This window comes from Lysinibacillus sp. BF-4 (assembly GCF_000743635.1).
Taxonomy (GTDB): Bacteria; Bacillota; Bacilli; order Bacillales_A; family Planococcaceae; genus Metalysinibacillus; species Metalysinibacillus saudimassiliensis.
Genome location: NZ_JPUW01000039.1, coordinates 1 through 24,792 on the forward strand (window position 1 = coordinate 1; position 24,792 = coordinate 24,792).

At 40.1% G+C, this 24,792-nt stretch carries 24 protein-coding genes, 1 tRNA gene and 1 other RNA gene; 22 read left to right on the top strand and 4 right to left on the bottom strand.

The window, feature by feature from the left end; genetic code table 11:
• Window positions 1–18: 18 nt before the first annotated feature.
• Window positions 19–612 carry an ATP-dependent Clp endopeptidase proteolytic subunit ClpP gene (gene clpP, locus CH76_RS11220; protein ID WP_036146228.1) on the bottom strand — a complete coding sequence of 198 codons (594 nt, stop codon included), beginning with the start codon at window positions 610–612 and terminating at the stop codon, window positions 19–21.
• Window positions 613–773: 161 nt separating this feature from the next.
• Here clpP and CH76_RS11225 point away from each other — a divergent pair.
• Window positions 774–845, top strand: a tRNA-Arg gene (locus tag CH76_RS11225).
• A gap of 25 nt (window positions 846–870) precedes the next feature.
• Window positions 871–1,497 carry a viroplasmin family protein gene (locus tag CH76_RS11230; protein WP_036146230.1) on the top strand — a complete coding sequence of 209 codons (627 nt, stop codon included), beginning with the start codon at window positions 871–873 and terminating at the stop codon, window positions 1,495–1,497.
• A gap of 293 nt (window positions 1,498–1,790) precedes the next feature.
• On the opposite strand, the gene CH76_RS11235 is transcribed toward CH76_RS11230, so the two are convergent.
• The gene (locus tag CH76_RS11235; RefSeq protein WP_036146232.1) at window positions 1,791–2,666 is read right to left on the bottom strand and encodes a TetR/AcrR family transcriptional regulator; all 876 of its coding nucleotides are present in this window, start codon (window positions 2,664–2,666) and stop codon (window positions 1,791–1,793) included.
• Window positions 2,667–2,810: 144 nt separating this feature from the next.
• On the opposite strand from CH76_RS11235, the gene CH76_RS11240 reads away from it, so the two are divergent.
• From CH76_RS11240 to CH76_RS11315, 17 genes are all read left to right on the top strand, one after another.
• Window positions 2,811–4,271, top strand: a complete 1,461-nt coding sequence (locus tag CH76_RS11240; protein WP_036146235.1) for a DHA2 family efflux MFS transporter permease subunit — start codon at window positions 2,811–2,813, stop codon at window positions 4,269–4,271.
• A gap of 39 nt (window positions 4,272–4,310) precedes the next feature.
• Entirely contained in the window at window positions 4,311–4,544 is a 234-nt protein-coding gene (locus CH76_RS11245) for a glutaredoxin family protein (RefSeq protein ID WP_036146237.1), read from the top strand.
• Window positions 4,545–4,648: 104 nt separating this feature from the next.
• The gene (gene gap, locus CH76_RS11250) at window positions 4,649–5,659 is read left to right on the top strand and encodes a type I glyceraldehyde-3-phosphate dehydrogenase (RefSeq protein WP_036146240.1); all 1,011 of its coding nucleotides are present in this window, start codon (window positions 4,649–4,651) and stop codon (window positions 5,657–5,659) included.
• A 259-nt stretch (window positions 5,660–5,918) separates the two neighbouring features.
• A complete protein-coding gene (gene pgk, locus CH76_RS11255; protein ID WP_036146243.1) occupies window positions 5,919–7,106 on the top strand; it encodes a phosphoglycerate kinase in 1,188 nt (395 codons plus the stop codon).
• Between the two features lie 14 nt (window positions 7,107–7,120).
• Entirely contained in the window at window positions 7,121–7,888 is a 768-nt protein-coding gene (gene tpiA / locus CH76_RS11260) for a triose-phosphate isomerase (RefSeq protein WP_036146247.1), read from the top strand.
• Window positions 7,881–9,419, top strand: a complete 1,539-nt coding sequence (gpmI, locus tag CH76_RS11265) for a 2,3-bisphosphoglycerate-independent phosphoglycerate mutase (protein WP_036146250.1) — start codon at window positions 7,881–7,883, stop codon at window positions 9,417–9,419. Before tpiA ends, gpmI begins: the two co-directional genes overlap by 8 nt.
• A 2-nt stretch (window positions 9,420–9,421) precedes the next feature.
• Window positions 9,422–10,717 (top strand): phosphopyruvate hydratase, encoded by a 1,296-nt coding sequence (eno, locus tag CH76_RS11270; RefSeq protein ID WP_036146253.1) that lies wholly within the window; start codon window positions 9,422–9,424, stop codon window positions 10,715–10,717.
• 121 nt (window positions 10,718–10,838) lie between these two features.
• Window positions 10,839–11,066, top strand: coding sequence for a preprotein translocase subunit SecG (secG, locus tag CH76_RS11275; protein ID WP_036146256.1), 228 nt, complete (start codon window positions 10,839–10,841; stop codon window positions 11,064–11,066).
• Window positions 11,067–11,125: 59 nt separating this feature from the next.
• On the top strand, window positions 11,126–11,872 hold the full coding sequence (locus tag CH76_RS11280) for a carboxylesterase (RefSeq protein WP_036146259.1): 747 nt from the start codon (window positions 11,126–11,128) through the stop codon (window positions 11,870–11,872).
• 23 nt (window positions 11,873–11,895) lie between these two features.
• A complete protein-coding gene (gene rnr, locus CH76_RS11285; RefSeq protein ID WP_036146262.1) occupies window positions 11,896–14,331 on the top strand; it encodes a ribonuclease R in 2,436 nt (811 codons plus the stop codon).
• Window positions 14,332–14,377: 46 nt separating this feature from the next.
• Complete coding sequence (gene smpB, locus CH76_RS11290; protein WP_036146266.1) at window positions 14,378–14,845, top strand: SsrA-binding protein SmpB; 468 nt, start codon at window positions 14,378–14,380, stop codon at window positions 14,843–14,845.
• Between the two features lie 114 nt (window positions 14,846–14,959).
• Window positions 14,960–15,315: a transfer-messenger RNA gene (ssrA, locus tag CH76_RS13745) on the top strand.
• A gap of 230 nt (window positions 15,316–15,545) precedes the next feature.
• Window positions 15,546–16,412, top strand: a complete 867-nt coding sequence (locus CH76_RS11295) for a MurR/RpiR family transcriptional regulator (protein WP_235190392.1) — start codon at window positions 15,546–15,548, stop codon at window positions 16,410–16,412.
• Between the two features lie 4 nt (window positions 16,413–16,416).
• Window positions 16,417–17,526, top strand: a complete 1,110-nt coding sequence (locus CH76_RS11300; protein WP_036146271.1) for an amidohydrolase — start codon at window positions 16,417–16,419, stop codon at window positions 17,524–17,526.
• A gap of 1 nt (window position 17,527) precedes the next feature.
• On the top strand, window positions 17,528–18,337 hold the full coding sequence (locus CH76_RS11305; protein ID WP_036146273.1) for a GCN5 family acetyltransferase: 810 nt from the start codon (window positions 17,528–17,530) through the stop codon (window positions 18,335–18,337).
• A gap of 1 nt (window position 18,338) precedes the next feature.
• Window positions 18,339–19,445, top strand: a complete 1,107-nt coding sequence (gene menC / locus CH76_RS11310; protein ID WP_036146276.1) for an o-succinylbenzoate synthase — start codon at window positions 18,339–18,341, stop codon at window positions 19,443–19,445.
• 90 nt (window positions 19,446–19,535) lie between these two features.
• Window positions 19,536–20,594, top strand: coding sequence for a membrane protein (locus CH76_RS11315; protein WP_036146279.1), 1,059 nt, complete (start codon window positions 19,536–19,538; stop codon window positions 20,592–20,594).
• Window positions 20,595–20,707: 113 nt separating this feature from the next.
• On the opposite strand, the gene CH76_RS11320 is transcribed toward CH76_RS11315, so the two are convergent.
• On the bottom strand, window positions 20,708–21,145 hold the full coding sequence (locus CH76_RS11320) for a hypothetical protein (protein WP_051910336.1): 438 nt from the start codon (window positions 21,143–21,145) through the stop codon (window positions 20,708–20,710).
• 33 nt (window positions 21,146–21,178) lie between these two features.
• On the opposite strand from CH76_RS11320, the gene CH76_RS11325 reads away from it, so the two are divergent.
• Entirely contained in the window at window positions 21,179–21,886 is a 708-nt protein-coding gene (locus CH76_RS11325) for a DNA/RNA helicase domain-containing protein (RefSeq protein WP_235190393.1), read from the top strand.
• A gap of 37 nt (window positions 21,887–21,923) precedes the next feature.
• On the opposite strand, the gene CH76_RS11330 is transcribed toward CH76_RS11325, so the two are convergent.
• The gene (locus CH76_RS11330; RefSeq protein WP_200877358.1) at window positions 21,924–22,796 is read right to left on the bottom strand and encodes a helix-turn-helix transcriptional regulator; all 873 of its coding nucleotides are present in this window, start codon (window positions 22,794–22,796) and stop codon (window positions 21,924–21,926) included.
• Between the two features lie 177 nt (window positions 22,797–22,973).
• On the opposite strand from CH76_RS11330, the gene CH76_RS13560 reads away from it, so the two are divergent.
• Window positions 22,974–23,798: a hypothetical protein gene (locus CH76_RS13560; protein WP_051910338.1), complete on the top strand. Its 825-nt coding sequence runs from the start codon at window positions 22,974–22,976 to the stop codon at window positions 23,796–23,798.
• A gap of 4 nt (window positions 23,799–23,802) precedes the next feature.
• Window positions 23,803–24,777, top strand: coding sequence for an NERD domain-containing protein (locus tag CH76_RS11340; RefSeq protein WP_036146287.1), 975 nt, complete (start codon window positions 23,803–23,805; stop codon window positions 24,775–24,777).
• Window positions 24,778–24,792 lie beyond the last annotated feature (15 nt).

Consider the following 24,792-nt stretch of genomic DNA (forward strand, 5'->3'; position numbering starts at 1 on the left):
AGGCTAAAGGGTTTTTTGTTAGGCTTTTAATTGGTTACGTTCAATAACGTGGTCAATTAAGCCGTAGTTTTTCGCTTGCTCTGCCGTCATATAGTTATCACGGTCTGTATCGCGTGCGATTGTTTCTAAATCTTGTCCTGTGCGTTCAGATAAAATTTTATTTAATTTTTCGCGTGTTGCTAAAATATGTTTAGCTGCGATTTCGATTTCAGTTGCTTGGCCTTGAGCACCACCAAGTGGTTGGTGAATCATTACTTCAGCGTTTGGTAATGCATAGCGCATACCTTTTTCGCCGGCTGCAAGCAAGAATGAACCCATTGAAGCTGCCATACCTAGGCAAATTGTTTGTACCTTTGGTTTAATGAACTGCATCGTATCATAAATGGCCATACCAGCTGTAACTGAACCACCTGGTGAGTTGATATAAAGGTGAATGTCCTTATCTGGATCTTCAGCCTCTAAGAATAATAGTTGTGCAACAATCGCGTTAGCCACGTTGTCGTCAATTGCGCTACCTAATAAAATGATGCGGTCTTTTAATAGGCGTGAGTAAATGTCATAAGCACGCTCACCGCGGCTTGTTTGTTCAATGACTGTAGGAATTAAGTTCATGTTTAAATCCTCCTTAAAATTTGCTTATAAAATGTGCTGAGTTGCTTTGCTCTCAACGGTAATTTTATCATACACGCAATAGTCAAGGAAGGTCAAATATAAACCCCTCTGTAATGCCTGTTGAATTCAAATTACTCAGTTTGCTATAATAAATAACATCTGCCCTCGTGGTGTAATGGATAACACGTAAGATTCCGGTTCTTGCACTGGGGGTTCGATTCCCTCCGAGGGCGTATTACAAGCAAAGGGTGAACAACAATGGCTAAATTTTATGCAGTGCGTGTTGGGCGAACGCCTGGCGTTTATACAACATGGGCAGCTTGTACGGAACAAGTCAAAGGATTTTCTGGCGCAGTGTATAAAAGCTTTACTACAAAGCAGGAGGCAGAGGCCTTTATTGAGGGTGCTAAGCCACAACAAGAAATGACCAATGCGAGCATAGAGGCATTAGTAAATGAGCTAGACGATAGCACGATGATTGCTTTTGTAGACGGTAGTTATGCTAAAGAGCACCGTTATTACGGTTACGGTGCAATTTTATTAACAAATGCAGGTATGCAAGAGCGCCATGATAGCGGTAATGATGAGCGTTATGTTGAGTCGCGCAATGTTGCGGGCGAGATTGAAGGCGTTAAGGCAGCTATTACAGTTGCCGTTGAGCAAGGTTATCAACATGTGCATATTTTTTACGACTATGCAGGTATCGAAAAATGGGCAGTCGGTGATTGGCGTGCTAACAAACCTGTGTCACAGCACTACGTACAGTTCATTAACGAAGTATCACCAAAAATCCGTATTACATTTACGAAAGTGGCCGCGCATACGGGGATTTTATACAATGAGTTAGCAGATGAACTGGCTAAGCGTGCTATTGCAGAAAGATAAGTAGGTGTAAAAGCTTTACTTTATGACGAAATTGTGAAATGATGCAGGTAATAGCAAAAAAGTTATTGATTTTTTATGAGCTTTTGCCTATTATTAATTATGTCCTTGAAAAAGGGCACCATTTTACTGTTTTAAATGATATATTTTTGAATAATTGGATTCACTATATTTTTAGTATAGCAGCCTGAAAATATAGTGAAGCAAATAGAAGTGGAGACAGTTTACTGTCTCGCTTCTATACATCAGTAATATTAATATAAAAAAACTACGGTAGCCTTGGCTACCGTAGTTTTTTAATTGAATTTTTCTTCTAAATAGCGCCATAATGAACTCGTAATATTAATGGCTTCTTCGGTGTAGGCAGTTGTTGCAAATGTGCCTGAAAAGGAAGGTAGTATTGCTCGTATAATCGTAATATTAGGCTCATCCTTCACCAATTCCTCCAATAAAAACGCAGTTAGCTCGTAGCTTTCTTTAGAAATTTTTTGAGCGAGTGGTAATAACTCCTGCAACTCGGTTAAAATACCTTCCTTTGAAATATGTTCTGCCGCAATATACTGCACCATATAAGAACTAATTTCTTTACTCATAAAGCCATCATCTAAATGAGGAATAATGCGGTCGAGCTGGGCAAATAAAAACGTAAGCGCAGCCGCTACATTAAATGGTTCTTGTGTGACAGCTCGCCACATTTTTTGAAAGCTCTGCAAGCTACCAAATAACATCATAGTAACATCGTATTTAAAGGGCTTAAGTTGTTGCCCGTAAACATCAACAAGGCGTGTGGCTAACCATTTGATTTCGCGAAGATGGTAATTACGCATGGCGCTTTTAAGGTCGTGATTGCCTGATTGAAAAACATTTTCGAGTAGTGGCAGTAAGCTCTGATTATAGTTGAGTTGAATACCTACTACAATTTGCTCAATTAAGACATTAATATCACTGCGTTGTTTACCTAGCAGTAATTCGTTGCGTTTTACCATAGTTTGTTCGCGTCCGATTTCGATGATAGCAATTAGGCAATCATCTTTGGACGAAAAATAATTATAAAAAGTACCTTTAGAAATCTCAGCGTGTTCAATAATATCCTGAATGGAAGTTTGTACGTAGCCACGCTCTAAAAATAATTGTAATGCGACTTGAATGACTCGACGTTTGCGCGCGTTCATACTAGCGCTCCTTTCGCTTAATGTACTCGTATTATCGCACAGCTCGCTGTAAAATCCTATGAAATGAACTAAAGGTATAAAAAATTTGATTTTTTTGTACGGTGTGTATAAAATGAGTAAGTGATTTAGAGGAGTGAAAATACGATGAGTGAGAAAAAAGTTCCTTATTTTATGATAGGGATATTATTTATTGGCGCATTTATTTCGATATTAAATAACACATTATTAAATATTGCGCTACCAACAATTATGGCGGAGTTTTCGATTTCACCGTCAACAGCACAATGGCTAATTACAGGCTATATGTTAACGAGTGGTGTATTAATTCCAGCGAGTGCGTTTTTAGTAACGCGCTTTACAAACCGTAAACTATTTATTATTGCAATGGGATTATTTACATTAGGTACAGCAACAGCAATGTTAGCACCAACATTTTGGGTTTTATTAACGGGTCGTTTCTTACAAGCGGCAGGTTCGGCAGTAATGATGCCATTATTAATGAATGTTATGTTAATGGCCTTCCCAGTGGAGCGCCGCGGCGCAGCTATGGGTGTATTTGGTATGGTAATGATTGTAGCACCAGCGATTGGGCCAACATTATCAGGCTGGATTATTGAACACTATACATGGCGTACATTATTTACAGTAATCTTACCGTTTGCGGTATTAAGTTTAGTGTTAGCGATTTTTAAATTAGAAAATATTACACCTAATCGCAAAGTATCACTCGACTTCCTATCAGTTGTTTTATCAAGCCTTGGCTTTGGTGGGATTTTATACGGCTTTAGTTCTGCAGGGGGCGAACAAGGCTGGGGAGCACCAGAGGTTTACGGTACAATTATTGTAGGTACGATTTCATTAGCGTGGTTTATTATTCGCCAATTGAAATTAGAAGAACCGCTTCTTAATTTAAGTGTGTATCGCTACAATATGTTTACATTGTCTTCTATTATAATTAGTGTAAACTCAATTGCGATGTTTTCGGGGATGATTTTAACACCTTTATATGTACAAACTGTTCGTGGGATTTCACCGTTTGATGCAGGGTTGTTAATGCTACCAGGGGCTGTAATTATGGGCTTCATGTCACCGATTACAGGTCGTATTTTTGATAAGCATGGTGCACGTGCATTAGCTATAACGGGCGTAAGTATTATGGTAATTACTACGTATTTATTATCAACACTACAAATTGATACAAGCTACTACTATATTATGGCGGTTTATACAACGCGTATGTTTGGTATGTCGATGGTTATGATGCCAATTTCGACAAATGGTTTAAATCAATTGCCACGCGAGCTTAATCCACATGGTGCAGCAATTAATAATACGCTGCAACAAGTTACAGGTGCGATTGGTACGGCATTACTATTAACGATTATGCATAATCGTACAGAGTCAACACTTACAACATTAGTGACGGATGCAGCGAAAGCAGGTACACAAATGACGGCTGAGCTACAAGCGAAGCTAGGGGTTGAGGCAATGCTTGATGCGATTAACTATTCGTTTTATATTTCGACTTGGATTGCGGCTATCGCCTTAGTCTTAACATTCTTTGTTAAGCGTGTGACGCCACCAACTTCAAAACCACTCAAATAATTGAGTGGTTTTTTTGTATACTTATAGAGAGGTGAGGAGATGGAACTAACATTTTACGGTCGGCCCAACTGTGCATTATGCGATGAAGGAAAGCGCGTGCTTGCTTTAGCGATTGAAGGGACAGCAGTAACAATCAATTATATTAATATCGAGGACGATGATTTTTTGCACGAAAAGTACATGGTAATGATTCCAGTAGTGACAAAAGGGGAAGAGGTTATACAGTATGGTCAATTAGATTATGTAACATTAGTAGAGGCCATTAGTAGCTAATCTTTGCTTTTGTTAGTATAGTCTTTATAATTAAAGATAGATGTCTGACATCATGTCTTATATCGTATCTTTTACTACTATAACTAAAATTGGAGGAATTTATTATGGCACTACAATTAGCAATCAACGGTTTTGGACGTATCGGAAGACTTGTATTTCGTGAGGCAATGTTACATGACGAGTTTGAAGTTGTAGCAGTTAACGATTTAACGGATGCTCACCAGCTAGCACATTTATTAAAATATGATTCTGTGCATGGCATTTATGATGGCGATGTACAAGCAGAGGATGATGCGTTTGTCGTTAATGGTAAGCGCGTAAAGGTATTAGCAGAAAAAGACCCAGCAAAATTACCTTGGGGCGAGCTTGGCGTAGACGTTGTGCTAGAGTGTACAGGTAAGTTCCGTTCAATGGAAGATGTGAAAAAGCATATTGAGGCGGGCGCTAAAAAAGCGATTTTATCAGCACCAGCTAAAGGTGATATGCCAACATTTGTGATGGGCGTTAACCATGAAGACTATAATCCAGAAACAGACGATGTGATTTCGAACGCGTCTTGCACAACAAACTGTTTAGCACCTGTTGCTAAAGTGCTTGACGAAAAATTTGGCATTGAGCGTGGTATGATGACTACAATTCACTCTTATACAAATGACCAACGCATTTTAGATTTCCCGCATGCTGATCCACGACGCGCACGTGCAGGCGCGGTGTCTATGATTCCGACGACTACAGGTGCAGCGGTAGCAGTTGCTCAAGTATTGCCACAGTTAAAAGGCAAACTAGACGGCTTTTCAATGCGTGTGCCTACACCTAACGTATCATGCGTAGATTTAGTAGTAGAGCTTAAGCAAGATGTGACAAAGGAACAAATTAATGCCGCTTTAAAAGATGCCTCAGAGAATGAACTACAAGGCATTCTTGGTTATAACGAGTTGCCACTTGTATCAATTGATTACAATGGTGATCATCATTCTTCTACTGTAGATGGTTTATCTACCATGGTATTAGAAAGCAGTATGGTAAAAGTACTCGCGTGGTATGATAATGAAATTGGTTATTCGACACGCCTAATGGACTTAGCGCTGTATTTAGTTGAGCGCGGCTTAAAATAATCACAAAAAGCACGACCTAGCATAACTTTGCTAGGTCGTGCTTTTTCATTTGTTGCGATAACCTATTTCTCATTAAGTGTGACATATTAATGGATTTGATGGTGAAAAGTATAGCCTTTATACAAGTGAACGGCTATAATAAATAAGGATAATTTTTCGATAACAAATGAATTCGTTGTGCGCGTAAAAATGTGTTCGAGCAAGGTGGCAAGGCACATAATAGAGCAAGCACTTTATAAATTGAAGGAGGGTTTTCTTCATGTATAACAAGAAAACAATTAATGATGTAAATGTAAAAGGTAAGCGCGTAGTAATTCGCGTGGATTTTAATACACCAATGGAAAATGGTGAGATTACGGATGATACACGTATCCGTGGTTCACTACCAACATTAAAACAATTAGCAGATAACGGTGCTAAAGTAATTATTTTAACGCATCTTGGTCGTCCAAAGGGCGAAGTAAAAGAAGAGCTACGTTTAGATGCAGTAGCTAAACGCTTAGGTGAGTTAATGGGGCAACCTGTGACAAAGCTTAACGAATGGAAAGGCGAAGCAGTAGAGCAAGCAGTAGCTGCTATGCAAGATGGCGACGTTATTATGTTAGAAAACGTACGCTTTGATGCAGGCGAAGAAAAAAATGACGAAGCTTTATCAAAAGCTTTTGCAAGCCTTGCAGATATTTATGTTAACGATGCATTTGGTACAGCACACCGTGCGCACGCTTCAACAGCAGGTATTGCAGCATTTGTAGACGAAGCTGTATCAGGTTTATTAATGGAACAAGAAATTAAAGTGTTAGGTCAAGCTTTATCAACACCACAACACCCCTACACAGCAATTATTGGTGGGGCTAAAGTTAAGGATAAAATTGGCGTAATTGATAATTTATTAGATGAAGTTAACCACTTAATTTTAGGCGGTGGCTTATCATTTACATTTGTAAAGGCATTAGGTCATGATGTAGGTAAGTCATTATTAGAAGAAGATAAAATTGAATTAGCTAAATCATTTATCCAAAAGGCTAAAGACAAAGGCGTTCAATTACACATCCCAGTAGATGCTGTAGTAGCTGATGCTTTTTCGAATGATGCACATACAGAAGTTGTAGCAATTGACGCTATTCCTGCTGATATGATGGGCCTTGATATTGGACCAAAAACAGCAGCAGCTTATGCAGCTATTATTAAAGACTCTAAGCTAATTGTTTGGAACGGACCAATGGGCGTATTTGAGATGGAGAAATTTGCGAATGGTACGAAAACCGTAGCACAAGCAATGGCAGAGACTGAGGGCTATACAGTTATTGGTGGCGGTGACTCAGCAGCAGCAGTAGAGAAATTTAACGTAACAGATAAGATGGATCATATTTCAACAGGTGGCGGTGCTTCACTAGAGTTAATGGAAGGCAAGGTTCTTCCTGGTATCGCGGCTTTAAACGATAAATAACAAGGAGGATATTCATGCGTAAACCAATTATTGCAGGCAACTGGAAGATGTATAAAACATTTGACGAAGCAGTTGCCTTTGTAGAGGAAGTAGCAGAGCACGTGCCGTCAGAGGATAAGGTGGATGCAGTGATTTGTGCCACAGCATTATACGTACCAACATTAACAGCTATCGCACAAGATACAGCGTTAGCGATTGGTGCACAGACGATGCACTATGAAAACGAGGGCGCATTTACAGGCGAAGTTAGCCCAGCGCAACTTGCAAGTGTAGGTGTAGACTATGTGGTACTTGGACACTCAGAGCGTCGTGAATATTACAACGAAACAGACGAAGCTGTAAATAAAAAGGTCGCGGCAGCACTTGCGCATGAAATCGTGCCAATTATTTGCTGTGGCGAAACGCTAGAAGAGCGTGAAGTAAATCAAACAGCAGCGAAAGTAACGACACAAATTACGAAAGCACTTGCAGGCTTTACAGCAGAGCAAGTAGCGCACTTTGTTATCGCTTATGAGCCAATTTGGGCGATTGGTACAGGTAAAACAGCAACAGCTGAACAAGCTAACGAAGTTTGTGGTGTGATTCGTTCTGTTATTGCAGAGCTATATAATGAAGCAACAGCAAATGCTGTACGCATTCAATATGGTGGCAGTGTGAAACCAGAAAACATTGATGAGCTTTTAGCAAAAGAGCATATTGACGGAGCATTAGTGGGCGGCGCAAGTTTAGCACCACAATCTTTCCTAGCTTTAGTAGAAGCGGGGGCGCGTGTTAATGACTAAGCCAGTAGCATTAATTATTTTAGATGGTTTTGCTTTTCGTGATGAGGTGTTTGGTAATGCAGTAGCACAAGCTAATAAACCAAACTTTGACCGCTACTATGCTAACTACCCACATAATACATTAGATGCAAGCGGCAGTAGTGTTGGCTTACCTGATGGGCAGATGGGTAACTCCGAAGTAGGTCACTTAAATATTGGTGCAGGGCGTATTGTGTACCAAAGCCTAACGCGTGTTAATAAATCAATTACAGATGGTGACTTTTTCGAAAACCAAGCGTTTATAGATGCTATTCACCATGTGAAAAAAAATAACAGTAAGCTACACATCATGGGTCTATTATCAGACGGTGGTGTACATAGCCATAATGATCATATGTTTGCTTTACTACAATTAGCTAAACAGCATGATCTACAAGATGTGTTTGTTCACGGCTTTTTAGATGGTCGTGATGTTGGACCAAAAACAGCGCTAACTTATATTGAGCAAACGGAAACACAAATGACAGCAACAGGTGTTGGTGAATTTGCATCTATCCATGGTCGTTACTATGCGATGGATCGTGATAAGCGCTGGGAGCGTGTAAAGTTAACGTATGATGCACTTGTTGACGGTGTAGGTGGCTCGGCAACTTCTGCTAAAGAAGGTGTGCTTGCCTCGTACGAAACAGAGGCGACAGATGAGTTTGTGCTACCATTTGTTATTGAGCGCGACGGTAAGCCTGTAGCGACCATTGATACAAATGATGCCGTCATCTTTTACAACTTCCGCCCAGACCGCGCTATCCAATTATCGTATGTCTTTACTAATCCTGCGTTTGATGGCTTTGCATTATCACCAAAGCATCCACAAAACTTAGAGTTTGTAACATTTATGCATTACAGCGATATGGTGCAAGCAAATGTGGCGTATGCAAATAAAGATTTAAAAAATACAATTGGTGAGGTATTAGCGGATAATAAGCTGCGTCAACTGCGCATTGCCGAAACCGAAAAATACCCACATGTCACATTCTTTATGAGTGGTGGACGTGAAGCTACTTTTGAAGGTGAGGAGCGTATTTTAATTGCTTCTCCTAAAGTGGCAACGTACGATTTACAACCAGAGATGAGCGCTTACGAGGTAACAGATGCTTTAGTCGAAAAAATTGAAGCAGATGCCTTTGACGCGATTATTTTAAATTTTGCTAATCCTGATATGGTAGGGCATAGCGGTATGTTAGAGCCAACAATTAAGGCAATTGAAGCAGTAGATGAGTGCTTAGGACGCGTAGTAGATGCGCTGCTTGCTAAAGGCGGTGCAGCTATTATTACAGCTGACCACGGTAACTCAGATGAAGTTGTAACGATTGAAGGTCAACCAATGACAGCGCACACAACAAACCCTGTGCCTGTTATCGTAACGAAGGAAAATCTTGTGTTACGAAATGGTGGCATTTTAGCCGATTTAGCCCCAACCATGTTAGACTTATTACAAGTATCACAACCAACAGAGATGACGGGTACGTCATTAATCGAAAAAGAGGAGAATTAATCATGCCATTTATTACACAAGTTAATGCACGCGAGGTTATGGACTCACGTGGTAACCCAACAGTAGAAGTAGAAGTATTTACAGAATCAGGTGCATTTGGTCGCGCTATCGTGCCATCTGGCGCATCTACAGGTGAGTATGAAGCGGTTGAACTACGTGACGGCGACAAATCACGCTACTTAGGTAAAGGTGTTTTAAAAGCAGTAGAGAACGTTAACACAGTAATCGCTCAAGAACTAGAAGGTCAATACTCAGTACTTGACCAAGTTGTCATTGACAATGCATTAATCGAACTTGACGGTACAGAAAACAAAGGTAACCTAGGTGCTAACGCAATCCTTGGTGTATCTATGGCAGTTGCACACGCAGCAGCAGATTACTTAGATCTACCACTTTACCAATACCTTGGTGGTGTAAATGCTAAGCAATTACCAGTACCAATGATGAACATCGTTAACGGCGGTGAGCATGCTGATAACAACGTTGATATTCAAGAATTTATGATTATGCCTGTTGGCGCAGAATCTTTCCGTCATGCATTACGCATGGGCGCAGAAATTTTCCACAGCCTGAAAAAAGTATTACAAGATAAAGGTCTTAACACAGCTGTAGGTGACGAAGGCGGTTTCGCACCAAACCTTTCTTCTAACGAAGAAGCACTTGCTACAATTATCGAAGCTATCGAAAAAGCAGGCTACAAACCAGGCGAAGAAGTTCGCTTAGCAATGGACGCAGCTTCTTCTGAGTTTTACGACAAAGAAAAAGGCGTTTATAACTTAGCAGGCGAAGGCGTTGTAAAAACATCAGCTGAAATGGTTGAATGGTATGCAGAGCTTTGCGAAAAATACCCAATCATCTCTATTGAAGATGGCTTAGACGAAAACGACTGGGATGGTCACAAACTATTAACAGAGCGTATTGGCGACAAAGTACAATTAGTGGGCGACGATTTATTCGTAACAAACACGAAAAAACTTGCAGCTGGTATTGAGCAAGGCGTTGGTAACTCAATCCTAATCAAAGTAAACCAAATCGGTACATTAACAGAAACATTTGATGCAATCGAAATGGCAAAACGCGCAGGTTATACAGCAGTTATCTCTCACCGTTCAGGTGAATCAGAGGACGTTACAATTGCTGACATCGCAGTAGCAACAAACGCTGGTCAAATTAAAACGGGTGCACCATCTCGTACAGACCGCGTAGCAAAATACAATCAATTATTACGCATTGAAGACCAACTACACGCAACAGCGAAATACGAAGGTCTACAATCGTTCTACAACATTAAAAAATAATTTTCTAGGAGCGGTGGTTGATTAGCAATCACCGCTTTTTTGTCGCTAGCATTGTAACAAACATTGTAATTTGTTATAATATGTTGTATTGTGAAGTTTCATTATTGGGAGGTGCAGTAGTTTGCATACAGTTCTTTTAGTATTACTTATGGTAGTTTCATTAAGCTTAATTACGCTTGTTTTATTACAATCAGGGAAGAGTGCAGGGTTATCAGGCGCTATCTCAGGTGGAGCGGAACAATTATTCGGTAAGCAAAAAGCTCGCGGGATGGACTTAGTCCTTCACCGTACGACAATTGTTTTAGCAGTTCTATTTTTTGTTTTAGCATTAGCGATTTCTAAAGTTTAAGCATACTTACGCTAACCATAAGTTGTGGTTAGGCGTTTTTTTAATAAGGGGATGGTTAGATGAAAAGAGTAGTAATGGAGCCATTTTATTTTACAGCAGGTAAACGCGCTGTGCTATTATTGCACGGCTTTACAGGTAACTCGGCAGATGTGCGCCAGCTAGGTCGCTTTTTAGAGAAAAGGGGCTACACGTCAATCGCTCCGCACTATAAAGGACATGGCACTGCGCCAGAGCAATTAATCCAAACGGGGCCAAGTGATTGGTGGCAAGATGTTGTAGCTGCTTACCAAACGCTTGTCGACGATGGCTATGAGCAGATTGCAGTAGCTGGTTTGTCACTAGGTGGCGTGTTTACCTTAAAGCTTGCCACACAACGCCCAGTCCTTGGAGCAGTGACCATGTGTGCGCCCATGACGATGCGCACTACAGATAAAATGTTTGAAGGCGTGCTACGTTATGCCGAAAACTTTAAAAAGTTTGAAGGCAAGGACGAGCAAACTATCCATAATGAAGTAGCACAAATTACAGCGCAAGGCATGCCTTCACTCGCGGCGCTACGTGATGAAGTCCAAGCTGTGCGCGACGAACTAGATTTAGTATACGCACCTATTTTTGTTGTACAAGCAACACATGACGAGGTCATTGACCCTCAGTCAGCACGTATCATTTATGAGGGCGTATCCTCGGACGAAAAAGACCTAAAATGGTACGATGAATCTAAGCACGTTATTACCTTAGGCAAAGAAAAAGAACAATTACACCAAGACATTTATGCATTTTTAGAAAGCCTACCATGGCAAGCATAATGGAAGTAAAAGGAGGGAAATAGATGACAACACAAGATTTACAAACAATGATTCTTGCGCTTATGAAGCAAGAAGATTACCAACCACTAACGGTTAGCGAATTTGAAGACAAACTTGAAATGATTGAGGCGTCTGAATTTAAAGCGTTAGTAAAAACATTAGTTAAGATGGAGGCAATGGGCAAAATTGCGCGTGCCGCCGACAATACGTACGGGCTACCTGAGCAAATGAACCAAATGCGAGGTCGCTTTATTGGCCATGCTAAAGGCTTTGGCTTTGTAGTACCTGAACAAGAGGGCATGAATGATGTGTTCATTCCGCCAACTGAAATTAACGGTGCTATCAATGGTGACACTGTATTAATTAAACTGGCGCGCCAATCATCAGGTGACCGTCAAGAAGGTACAATTTTAAAAGTAATTGAGCGTAAGCAAACAAGCTTTGTTGGTACTTTCCAAGATAACCGCGGTTACGGCTTTGTTATTTTAGATGATAAAAAATTACCGTTTGATATTTTTGTAGCAAAGGGTGATACACTTGGCGCAATGGACGGGCATAAAGTCGTTGTAGAAGTAAAAGAGTGGGCAACAGGTGAGCGCTCAGTATCAGGCTATATTACAAAGATTTTAGGTCATAAAAATGATCCAGGTGTCGATATTTTATCTATTATTTATAAATATGGTATTACAATCGACTTCCCGCAAGAAGTAATGAACGAAGCTAACGCAATCCCTGATACCGTGCAACCAAATGAGTACGAAGGTCGCCGCGATTTACGTGACCAAACAATCGTTACCATTGACGGGGCAGATGCTAAAGATTTAGATGATGCTGTAACTGTAACTAAAAATGAGGACGGCACATACAAACTAGGTGTGCATATCGCAGACGTTAGTTATTATGTGCGTGAGGGCACAGCACTTAACGAGGAAGCTTATGACCGCGCAACAAGCGTGTACTTAACAGACCGCGTTATCCCTATGCTGCCACATCGTCTTTCTAATGGGATTTGTTCATTAAACCCAAACGTTGACCGCTTAACAATGTCATGTGAAATGGTGATTGATGGCAATGGTAAAGTTGTATCTCACGAAATCTTTGAGGGTGTTATTAATACAACAGAGCGTATGACCTATACGGATGTTTATAAAATCCTTGAAGAGAAAGACGAGGAGCTATTAACACGTTATGCATCACTTGTGCCGATGTTTACACATATGGCAGAGCTTGCGCAAATTTTACGCAATAAGCGTGCAGACCGTGGCGCAATTGATTTTGACTTTAAAGAATCACAAGTGTTAGTAGATGTGGATGGCTGGCCAACAGACATCGTCATTCGTGAGCGTACCGTAGCGGAGCGTTTAATTGAGGAGTTTATGTTAGCGGCTAACGAAACCGTTGCAGAGCACTTCCACTGGATGAACGTACCGTTTTTATACCGTATCCACGAAGACCCAAAACCAGAAAAGCTACAGCGCTTCTTTGAGTTTGTCACAAACTTTGGATTAATTATTAAAGGGACAGGCAGTAGCGTCCATCCAAAAGCAATGCAAAAAATCATTAAAGAAATTGAAGGTTTGCCAGAAGAACCAGTCATCTCAACAATGATGCTGCGCTCTATGCAACAAGCCAAATATAACCCAGAGTCACTAGGTCACTTTGGTTTATCAACAGACTTTTATACACACTTTACCTCACCAATCCGTCGTTACCCTGACTTAATTGTACATCGCTTAATCCGTACGTATTTAATTAAAGGTGATACATCGCGTGAAACGATTAAAAAGTGGAGCGAGATGATGGATGAGATTGCTGATCATACGTCAGGTCGTGAGCGTCGTGCTGTAGAGGCAGAGCGTGATACAGATGCACTGAAAAAAGCACAATTTATGGTGGACAAAGTTGGCGAGGAGTATACAGGTATTATTTCGTCTATTACGAACTTTGGTATGTTTATTGAGCTACCTAACACCATTGAGGGCTTAGTGCACATCAGCAATATGCGTGATGACTATTACAACTTTAATGACCGCCAAATGATTATGATTGGTGAGCGTACTAACCGCCAGTTCCGTATTGGGGATGAGGTTAAGGTAGTTGTCACAAATGTTAATATTGAAGAGTCAGCGATTGACTTTGAAATTGTGACAGATGGTGTTGCGCCAACCTTTAAACGCACACGTAAAGTTGCACCGCGCGTTATTCAAGCAGAGCGTGGCAAACGTCGAACAGGTGGCAGTGATCGTAAGCGCAGTAACCGTCGTCGTAGCGATGATAAACCAACACGTCGTACAGATGATAAACCTGCACAGCGTAGTGAAAGCCGTCGCTCAACAGATGACAAGCCAAGAGCTAAACAAGAGCGTGACCCACGTGGCAAACGCGTAGGTGATAAGGAAAAACCGAAGTTTTATGAGGCCATCGCTAAAAAGAACAAGCGTAGCCGACGACGTAAATAACGAGTGGGCGGCTTTGGCCGCCTGCGTAAGTGAGGAGTAGAGGGATATGGCAAAAGGAGAAGGTAAGGTATTAGCGCAAAATAAAAAAGCAGGGCATGATTATTTTATCGAGGAAACATACGAAGCGGGCTTAGTGCTACATGGTACAGAGATTAAAGCCATTCGTGCAGGTAAGGTGCAACTAAAGGATTCATTCGTCCGCATCCGCAACAATGAGGCGTGGATTTCAAATATGCATATTAGCCCGTACGATCAGGGTAACCGCTTTAACCATGACCCGCTGCGCTCACGTAAATTACTATTGCACAAAAAACAAATTGCACAATTGATTGGTCGCATTAAACAAGATGGCTATACGATTGTACCGTTAAAAATGTATATTAAAGATGGCTTTGCTAAGCTATTAATTGGCGTTGGTAAAGGTAAGAAAAACTACGACAAGCGTGATGACCTACGTAAGAAGGAAGCAAAACGCGAAATGGAGCGCGCATTCAAAGCAAAAAACCAAATGTAATAAGGCATTTGCTTGCAAGCTGACCAAAATTATTTTATACTAATAAAAGTCAGTATAAAAAGTTGTTACCGTACTAGCCGTTTAGCTAGACCCGCACTTGTTTGAGGCAAACAAGGGGGCGTTACGGATTCGACAGGGATGGTTCGAGCTCTAACTGCGCGTCGGAGGTCTCGTCTTCGTCATCAACGGAAGTTATATAATAACTGGCAAACAACAAAACTTAGCTTTCGCAGCGTAAGCTCTTAAGCGCTCTACCTATACATCGCCCATGTGTATAACGTAGGGCCCAACTTTAGTGGGATACGGTCGCTAGTGCAACTTGAGCTAGCGTCAAGAGACTTCCAAGTTAGCGTACAGGACGCCAGTTTATCGGCATAATGCTACGTGAAAAGCAAATAGGTAAACTACACGCGTAGACGTTGGAGTAACGGAGTCTTTGGACGCGGGTTCGACTCCCGCCGCCTCCATACATACTATAACTGCAATTACAGTTATATCAATGATTGAATAGAAAAGGGATATTGCATGAGAGTTCAACTCTCATGCAATATCCTTTTTTTGGTGTGGTCAGCTTCTCTTTACATAAAGGAATCATAAATTTCAGAAAATTCATTGAAATTAGTTAATAGTTGTGGTAAATTACAATACACAACATGAAGTTTGCGCTTCATAAAAAATAAAAATGAAGGGAGAGCTTCTTTTGGCAACATACCGTATTACGAAAAGAATAGAAGACTACTTTCCTATGCTTTCGAAAGGTCAACAAAAAGTGGCACGTTTTATCCGTGACAATTTAGCGTATTCAAGCAGCCATTCAGCAAGTGATATTGGTAAGCGGGCAGGAACAAGTGAAACAACTGTCATTCGCTTTTGTTATGCGATAGGGCTAGCAGGTTTTGCACAATTGCAAAAAGAAATAGGTATGCTTGTTTTTGAACAAAATTCGGATAGTTCTTTACGATACTATGTGGCTTCAAAACAATCTCTCTTTGAAGAGCAACAGCTAGCAGAAATAGTGATGGGTCAAATTAGTCATCAAATTATTTATGTAGCAGAAAATATTGAGCCTGAACAATTTAATGGCTTTACGAAGCAACTGCATGAGGCAGATACCATTTATTTAATTGGTTCTGGTGCTTCAAGTTTTGCTGTTCAGTGGTTGCAGTTTACACTCAATATTTTGCGACCTAACGTACAGCTTGTGACTACAGAGGCAAGTAGCTTAATTAGACTAATGCAGCAAGTCACTTCACGTTCAGTTGTTCTTGTGGTGTCACTTCACCGCTATGCGAGTGAATCAATTTCGCTAGCTAAATCTTTCCAAGAGCAAGGCGCTTATGTGATGGCCATTACCGATTCTAGTGTGGCGCCTATTCATGAGTATGCAAATGCAGCTTTTGTGTTACAGCAAATGGAGCTCTCACCAATTGACTTAATGCCAATTTTAATTTCATTTATGAATACACTTGTCGTAGGCATGATGGCGCATGATGCGACGTATTATAATAGCCAAAGACAAAAATTTGATGAATTTCAAAATAGCTTTTTAGCAGATCGATGGAGTTGAAAACATGGAACAACGTCTTTTTGAAATATTTACTCATTTACACAATCACCCTGAGCCAAGTTGGCAAGAAGTAAATACAACGGCCTATTTGGCAGAACAACTGCGCACTGCTGGGCTTAACCCTATAACATTTGATGATATAACAGGTTTGTATGTGGATATTGGTCAAGGGACACCACGTGTAGGATTTAGGACAGATATTGATTCCCTATGGCAAGAGGTGAACGGGAAATTTAAAGCAAATCATTCTTGCGGGCATGACGGACATATGACAATGGCACTCGGAGTAGCTTTTGCGTTACAACGCAACAAGTTACCAGGTGCTGTACGGATTTTATTTCAACCTGCTGAAGAAAAAGCAGGTGGCGCTAAAGCTTTTGTAGAGAAAGGGCTTGTAGATTCACTCCAATTTTTATTTGGTGCTCATGTTCGTCCACTTGTTGAGTTAGAGGATGGGTGGCATGCACCTGCTTTATACCACGGGGCGGCTAAACTTATTACAGGTACTATTACAGGTGTAGAGGCGCACGGTGCTCGCCCAGAACAAGGGATTAATGCGATAGAAGTAGCGGCAGCACTTATTGACGCTATCAAAAATATTTGGGTAAGCCCTAACGAGTCATATTCGATTAAGATGACACAAATTCAAGCAGGTGGCACTTCAACCAATATTATCCCAGGGAATGCGACATTTAGTATTGATATGCGTGCGCAAACAAATGATACGATGGCAGCCGCTTCTAAAGGGCTCGCTAAAGCGATCGAAGCGGTAAGTTTATTGTACGGGGCAAGAATTACAACAACGGTATCGGCTCATATTGTTGCAGCAACGGTAGATGAAGTAGCAAAAAACATCCTAACCACAGCGATTGAAGCAACAGAAGGTGCGAGTTGCGCTCCACCTGTCATTACCCCTGGTGGCGAAGATTTTCATTTTTATGCCTACCACCGCCCGCACTTACAAACGACAATGCTAGGGCTAGGCTGTGGCGTAACACCAGGGTTACATCACCCTCAGATGACCTTTAACACAGAGCAGTTATCCGTCGGTGTAGACATTATTACGACAGCGTTAGTCAACGCCTTACAGCATGTAAAGGAAGAAGTGATTTGAGTTGATCGAAATTAAAGAACTCACAACAATAGAAGAGATGGCACAAGTGCAACAACTAGAAGTAGCGGTTTGGAAAACCACACCGCTACCAACGCATCAAACCTTAACTGCCATTAAACACGGGGGTATTATAGTAGGCGCCTATGATAAAGATAAATTAGTAGGGTTCAGCTACGGCTTTTCAGCTTTTAAACAAGGTAAGCCTTACCTATGTTCCCATATGCTTGGCATTGATGAACAGTACCGCTCACAGCGCATTGGTGAAAAGTTAAAGTTTGCGCAAAGAGATATTGCCCTTGCTAAAGGGTACGATTTAATGGTTTGGACGTACGATCCCCTCGAAACACGTAACGGGTATTTAAATTTAACTAAGCTTAATGGCATATGTGATACGTATGTAGAAAATTGTTACGGCGAAATGGAGGACGGCTTTAATAAAGGGTTACCTTCTGATCGTTTTGAAATCCACTGGTACATTAATTCAGATTATGTAAAGCATAAGCCAATGATTACGTATACTAGCGCTGTGTCATTAGCAGAAGTTACTTTTGATGACCAGGAGTTGCCGCATCTTAAAAACCTACCAGTTAAGCCACTGATAGAAGCGGCATACAGTTTACCTGTACCTAAAGATTTTCAACAATTAAAAACGCAAGATGCCGCATTAGCGAGAGAATGGCGCTTTGCGACGCGCGAACACTTTATGCAACTATTTGCAGCAGGCTATGCCGCAATCCGTTTAGAGAAACAGCAACAATGGAATACGTATATTTTTGTAAAAAAACAAACACTACCACTCGGAGGCAACTAACATGAAGATAACAGAAGTTACAATACGTCATTTACAAATGGATTTAAAAGCACCTTTTACAACGAGCTTTGGCACATTTACCACACGTGATTTTTTACTATTAGAAGCAAAAGATGAACAGGGAACAGTAGGTTTTGGTGAGTCAGTAGCGTTCCACTCTCCTTGGTATAACGAAGAAACATTAAAAACAAACTGGCATATGCTTGAAGACTATTTAATTCCATTAATTTTAAATAAAGAAATCAATCACCCTGATGAGGTGAATACATTATTTGAGCCAATCCGTAAAAATAATATGGCAAAGTCAACGATTGAAGGTGCTATTTGGGATATTTATGCACAACAAACGAATCAGTCACTTGCACAAGCACTAGGCGGTACTAAAAAGCAAATCGAAGTTGGCATTAGCATTGGCATCCAAAATTCTCTCGAAGAATTAGTGACACTTGTAGAAGGCTATGTAGCAGAAGGCTATAAACGCATTAAAGTAAAAATTAAGCCAGGCTGGGACGTGGATGTGATGCGTACATTACGTGAAAAATTCCCTAATGTAGCAATTATGGCAGACGCTAACTCAGCGTACCGCTTAGAAGATGTAGCGTTATTACAACAACTTGATGCATTTAATTTAACAATGGTAGAACAGCCCCTAGCGTCAGATGATATTATCGATCATGCGACATTACAAAAACAAATGACTACACCTATTTGTTTAGATGAGAGTATCCATTCATTAGAGGATGCACGTAAAGCAGTAGAACTAGGGGCTACTAAAATCATTAACATTAAAATTGGTCGTGTAGGTGGCTTAACCGAAGCGAAAAAAATCCATGATTATTGTGCGCAACAAGGTATACCGGTATGGTGCGGCGGTATGTTGGAGTCAGGTGTAGGTCGTGCCCATAACGTAGCGCTTACCACACTATCTAACTTTATTTTACCAGGTGATACAGCGAGCTCAAATCGTTACTGGAAAAAAGATATTATTGAGCCAGAGGTTGTAGCACAAGACGGTTACATTGAAGTACCACAAACACCAGGCATTGGCTACGAAGTGAATATGACAACAGTAGAATCGTACACAGTAGACAAAAAAACGTATAAGTAATACGCTTCCTTAAGCATTTAACTAAATGCTTAAGGTTCTATTTTCCTTATATTTTCAGAAAATTCTAACACTGTGAGGATAGGTGAAATAATGAAAAGAAGTTTACAAATTGGTGGGGCGTTTGTCGGTTTAATTATCGGGGCAGGGTTTGCTTCAGGGCAAGAAATTTTACAGTACTTTACGAGCTTCGGTGCAATGGGGATAATTGGTGGGCTAATCGCGGCTATCGTTTTTGCCTTTTTAGGTATGACGCTAGCGCAATTAGGTTCAGATTTACAAACTTCATCTCATAAAGGCGTAATTTATCATATTGGTGGTCGTTATGTTGGTTTAATCCTTGATGTATTAATTACGTTCTTCTTATTTGGGGTTGCGGTTGTAATGTTTGCTGGAGCGGGCTCAACGTTTAACCAAATGTTTGGCATTAGCCCAATGGTCGGCAGCATTATTATGGTGGTGTTAACAATTACCACATTACTGCTAAATGTAAAAAATATTATTAACTTAATTGCGATGGTAACGCCGTATTTAATGGCTATTATTTTTGTTATCTTACTGTATTCGCTTTTTACTATGGATATTTCATGGGCAGAGGCCGATGTATTAGCGAAGCAACAACCTTCTGCAGCAAGCAACTGGCTGATGGGTGCATTACTGTATGTTTCCTATAATCTCGCTGCCGGCGCAGCGTTACTTATTGTAATGGGTGGTACAGAGAAAGATCGTAAAGTAGCGGGGCTTGGTGGTGTATTTGGCGGCTTAATGTTAGGTGTGCTTATTATCTTGATTAACCTTTCGATGTTTGTAAAAATCGACCGTGTGGCAGGTATGGATATGCCAACGCTTGAACTAGCTAAACAAATTCACCCAGTAGTAGGAGTCTTAATGTCAATTGCGTTATTAGGTATGATGTATAACACGGCTGTCGGCATGTTTTACTCGTTTACGGTACGCTTTTTTGCACCAGAGGCAAAGTCCTTTAAACCTGCAGTCGTAGTAGTAGGCATCGCCGGCTTTATCGCAAGCTTGGTTGGTTTTACAACTTTAGTCGGAAAAGTATATGCCACAATGGGATACTTAGGCTTTGCGTTAATTGTAACGATTTTACTCGCATGGTTTAAGCAGAGAAAAGCTAATATAGTAGCTTAAGTTAGGAGTAGTAATATTTTTTGAGTATGGTGTTCATACTCAAACTTTCCTAATACCTAAAAAGAGATAGGGCAAGAGCTAAAACTCGAGCACTATCTCTTTTTTGTTTAATTTTAATAGTTGTTAAATACTTGAGTGAGCGATGTAGCTTCTTGTCCTGTTTTTAAAATTAACTCACTGGCTTGATTAATTTTTTGAGGGTCGTTGTAGTCAATAGCTTCTACTACATGAGATTTAATCATAATTAAATCATCGCCCATAGCATGTAACCGGTTAACAACATCATGCACTTCTTGGTGATCGGAGTTTGTTTGAATGTTTTTATATTCTTTGCCAGCGCTTTCTAATAAAAGCAATGAAGCTGCTACCTGTAAAGTCCAATCTTCATTATAAATCATTATAGGATTTTCCCCAGCTCTAGAAAATAGCTCACCTATTGAGCTCATGCCTTCTGCAGCATTGTTTGTAGGCTTAAGCGCTACTGTACGTATTTTATTCATATCATCAGCAATTGTATTTTTTGGTTTTTCTTTTTTAAACAAGATAATCAATTAGAGGAATTACTTAAATTAGCTAAAGCGGTTGTGGTGATTTATGACCGTGATCAAGTGTTAAAGTTAAAGAGTTTATGGGGCGCTGCAACGCTTGATGGTTTAAAAGAGAAGAGCGAGCATCATGCACATTATGCCTTGACTAATCAGTTTAGGATGCAGGCGGATGAAGCTGTAATGACATGGATTGCTGATTTTATCGCAAAAGAGATAAAGCCGTTACCTCAAAATACAAGCTATGATCTACAAGCTTTTGCCACGTTAGAAGAAATGCATCAAGCGATTAAAGCTAAGAATGAAGAGTATGGGCTAAGTCGAGTAGTTTCTACTTTTGATTATTTACATAAAAAAGATGGTGGCACTTATTATGTGAAGGAATCGAACGGCACTTACCAAATGCCATGGAACACTACAAGTCCAAAATATACGTGGGCAGAGAAGCCAGAAACCATTGCAGAGGCGGGTTCGATTTATACGATTCAAGGTTTTGATTTAAATTATGTAGGTGTCGTACTTGGACCTTCCATACGTTATAAAGACGGCAAGCTTGTGATTGATACTGATCGTTATATGGATAAGGGCGCATACACAGGTGCAGATGGCATTGATGATGTCGCTGAAGCGAAGGAAAGAATCGTGCTGAACTCGATTAATATTTTAATGAAGCGTGGCATTAAGGGGCTCTATATTTATGCGAGTGATGAGGCGCTACGTAACAAATTAGTAAAAGTAAAGCCATAAACGCATGCGTTTATGGCTTTTATAATGGCAACATAATTTAGTTGTCGTAAAAGTCTAGGTTACTTGGCGTGATAGGTAGCTTAGCTAGCTCTGTTAGTAGGTGAGTAGTGGGTACGCTGCGGTCAACCTCAATAAACTGTACGCCATCAAGCCAAACCTCACCTGAGCCAATGAGTAGCACGCCAAAATGAATAGAGGCGGCATCCATAGGCACATCTAACACAATAGTGTAGTAATTCCAATCGGTTGTGCCTGTAATAGGTCGGTTATCCATATTATCAAACTGCAGGACAGCATCTTCTTTGTCATCAATACGACACCAAGCACCGCAGCGTGTGGCATTGTTTGTTTTGATATAGCACGAAAGTTTAATGCGTTTGCCTAGCCAATCTGTGGCAAGAAAGGATTGCATTAACGTTCCAAATTGACCAACACCAGCCGTAGTGCTACCTAGATAGCCTGACTTAGTGCCAGTATGAAATATTTCATCGTCTACTTTAATCGTGTAACTTTCGGGATGTGAGCCAGTTAATAACCAGCCCTTTACGTGATTTGTCATTGTTTTGTCCTCCTTGTGATGGATGGTTTGCATAAGGCTACGGTATTTGCCAGGTGGTAGTTGATAAAGCGATTTAAACGCACGTGTAAAGGCTTCTTGGGACTGAAAGCGGCAAGTTAATGAAATATGTAACAAGGGTTCGTCACTATGCAAAAGTAAATAAGCAGCAACAGCTAACCTACGACGACGCAAGTAAGCGCCAATAGATACACCTGTTTCTTGCTTAAATTGACGTGTAACATAAAATTTAGAGTAGCCAATTTTATTAGCGTATTGCTCAAGTTGCCACTCTGCCAAAAGATTTTCTTCTAAAGTATCTACAATTTGTTGGACTAGCTTGCTGTACATCAATTACTCACCTCTCCTTACAGTATAAAAAATAAAACTTAAGCTGTTTTGATATTTATTGCGAAATTAGCAAACACATCAAATAATACTATCTCCTATTGTGTAAATCGTTTATTATAAATGTAATGATTATACAAAAAACAATACTTTATATCTATTTAATTGGAGTGAGATTAATAAATGGGTGAAAAATATTTACCGTTATATCAATATTTAATTAATGCTGAAGCAACTAATATAACGTTAAGCTTCGAGGAAATCGAGGCGTTGTTATGTACTAAGCTACCTGCCTCTGCATATAAGCACCAAGCGTGGTGGGCTAATCAAAAAAAGCACCTTAGTCAAACAGGTGCGTGGATGAATGCAGGTTATTTGGTGGAGGAGGTGAGTTATGGTCAGTACGTACGTTTTCGTAGAGAAGGTGTACCTACTAACATTTCGCAACTTGTTACATCGCCCACGGTTAAACTAGAGGCGTTACCTAAATTAGCATTAAAAATGAATCGTGTAGCGGAGCTTTTTGAAGCAAATATTGAGCCATTTGAAAGTAAAACACTAGATGAGCAGTTTGAGTTTGTGCATAACTTATCGCGCACATTAGGAAATATTAGTAATGATTTAAGTTTATTGAGTTGCTATTATATCGAGGCTTTTTTGCAAAAAAATTATTCATTAAAAAATTGTACCGTACTTAATAAAGCACAGGGAGCGGCTGGGTTGGATGTTGATGAAGTAACTTGTAGTGGCGAGCGTATTATTGGCGAGTTAAAAACAACATATCCTTATGGCGCTAGAGATTTTGGTGCTGCTCAAAAGCAAAGCTTAAAAAAAGATTTTATGCGTCTACAAGCTACAGAAGCAACTATGAAATATTTTTTTGTGATTGAGGAGCGTACATTTGAAGTATTGCTTGATAAGTATCAACATTTGTTGCGAGGTATTGCTGTAGTATTACTACCAGCAGCTATTTATGATGAAAATGCAATCGTAGTAATAAAGGAGTAGGATTATGAACGTTAAGAAATCTGGACTGTTTGCTCGAGTGATGAGAGCAATAAGAGATACGGAAGAGCTGACAACACCGCTAGTAATAAAAGAGGGGACAGAAAGCATAATTCAGCTTGAGCAATATAAAGAAGAGTTAGCAAATAACCCGAGTGAAGCCCTAGCTAAAAAAGTTAAATTGATAGATTTGGGTAATAAAGGTGAAGCTCAAGTATTATTTGAATTAAAAAATGCATTTCTCCCATTACATATTTTGCATGATCTCCAAATTGTACATAATGAGTTAACGGCACAAATTGATTTTGTTGTATTAACTCGTAAATTTATTTTACTAGTGGAAGTAAAAAATTATTTTGGCAATATTGTAGTGAATGCTAAGGATGAATTTTTACGATGTGTCTATCAAGGGAATCGACTAGTATTTCAAGAAGGTTTTTACAGTCCATTACGACAAGTGGAGCGCCAAGCAGAGGTGCTAAGTGGGTATCTTATAGCGCAAGGTCTTATTGATAAGTTACCTGTGCGTTATATCGTTGTTTTTTCTAATAATAAAACAATACTTGATACAACAGCAGCTAGTGAAATGGTTCAGCAACAAGTCATGCGAACCGATGGGTTAGTGAGCTATATTAAACAAGCTTTAACCGATAAATCGCCTGTATATTTGTTAGATAATCATATGACGGAGATAAGTGCGGCTATTAAGGCAGCGCATAATGTTGTGCCAGTAGAGCAAAAAGTGAACGTTGAGCCAATTAATGATCAAACCTTAGCGCAAGCTATAAAGGCGTGGCGTTTAGCAACTGCCACTGCTCAAGGAAAGAAAGCTTTTCAGATTTTTAGTAATAAAACATTAGATGATTTACTTGATAAAAAGCCCTGTACGCGCAATGAATTATTTGAGGTATATGGGCTTGGCGAAGCGAAAGTGGCTTTGTATGGTGAGGAGCTACTCCAAATAATGCGCCGCTACAATTAAAAAAATCCCCGTTAT

Coding starts and splice junctions, on each gene's coding strand:
- clpP (WP_036146228.1), bottom strand. CDS start 612: ATGAACTTAATTCCTACAGTCATTGAACAAACAAGCCGCGGTGAGCGT.
- CH76_RS11230 (WP_036146230.1), top strand. CDS start 871: ATGGCTAAATTTTATGCAGTGCGTGTTGGGCGAACGCCTGGCGTTTAT.
- CH76_RS11235 (WP_036146232.1), bottom strand. CDS start 2,666: ATGAACGCGCGCAAACGTCGAGTCATTCAAGTCGCATTACAATTATTT.
- CH76_RS11240 (WP_036146235.1), top strand. CDS start 2,811: ATGAGTGAGAAAAAAGTTCCTTATTTTATGATAGGGATATTATTTATT.
- CH76_RS11245 (WP_036146237.1), top strand. CDS start 4,311: ATGGAACTAACATTTTACGGTCGGCCCAACTGTGCATTATGCGATGAA.
- gap (WP_036146240.1), top strand. CDS start 4,649: ATGGCACTACAATTAGCAATCAACGGTTTTGGACGTATCGGAAGACTT.
- pgk (WP_036146243.1), top strand. CDS start 5,919: ATGTATAACAAGAAAACAATTAATGATGTAAATGTAAAAGGTAAGCGC.
- tpiA (WP_036146247.1), top strand. CDS start 7,121: ATGCGTAAACCAATTATTGCAGGCAACTGGAAGATGTATAAAACATTT.
- gpmI (WP_036146250.1), top strand. CDS start 7,881: ATGACTAAGCCAGTAGCATTAATTATTTTAGATGGTTTTGCTTTTCGT.
- eno (WP_036146253.1), top strand. CDS start 9,422: ATGCCATTTATTACACAAGTTAATGCACGCGAGGTTATGGACTCACGT.
- CH76_RS11280 (WP_036146259.1), top strand. CDS start 11,126: ATGAAAAGAGTAGTAATGGAGCCATTTTATTTTACAGCAGGTAAACGC.
- rnr (WP_036146262.1), top strand. CDS start 11,896: ATGACAACACAAGATTTACAAACAATGATTCTTGCGCTTATGAAGCAA.
- smpB (WP_036146266.1), top strand. CDS start 14,378: ATGGCAAAAGGAGAAGGTAAGGTATTAGCGCAAAATAAAAAAGCAGGG.
- CH76_RS11300 (WP_036146271.1), top strand. CDS start 16,417: ATGGAACAACGTCTTTTTGAAATATTTACTCATTTACACAATCACCCT.
- menC (WP_036146276.1), top strand. CDS start 18,339: ATGAAGATAACAGAAGTTACAATACGTCATTTACAAATGGATTTAAAA.
- CH76_RS11315 (WP_036146279.1), top strand. CDS start 19,536: ATGAAAAGAAGTTTACAAATTGGTGGGGCGTTTGTCGGTTTAATTATC.
- CH76_RS13560 (WP_051910338.1), top strand. CDS start 22,974: ATGGGTGAAAAATATTTACCGTTATATCAATATTTAATTAATGCTGAA.
- CH76_RS11340 (WP_036146287.1), top strand. CDS start 23,803: ATGAACGTTAAGAAATCTGGACTGTTTGCTCGAGTGATGAGAGCAATA.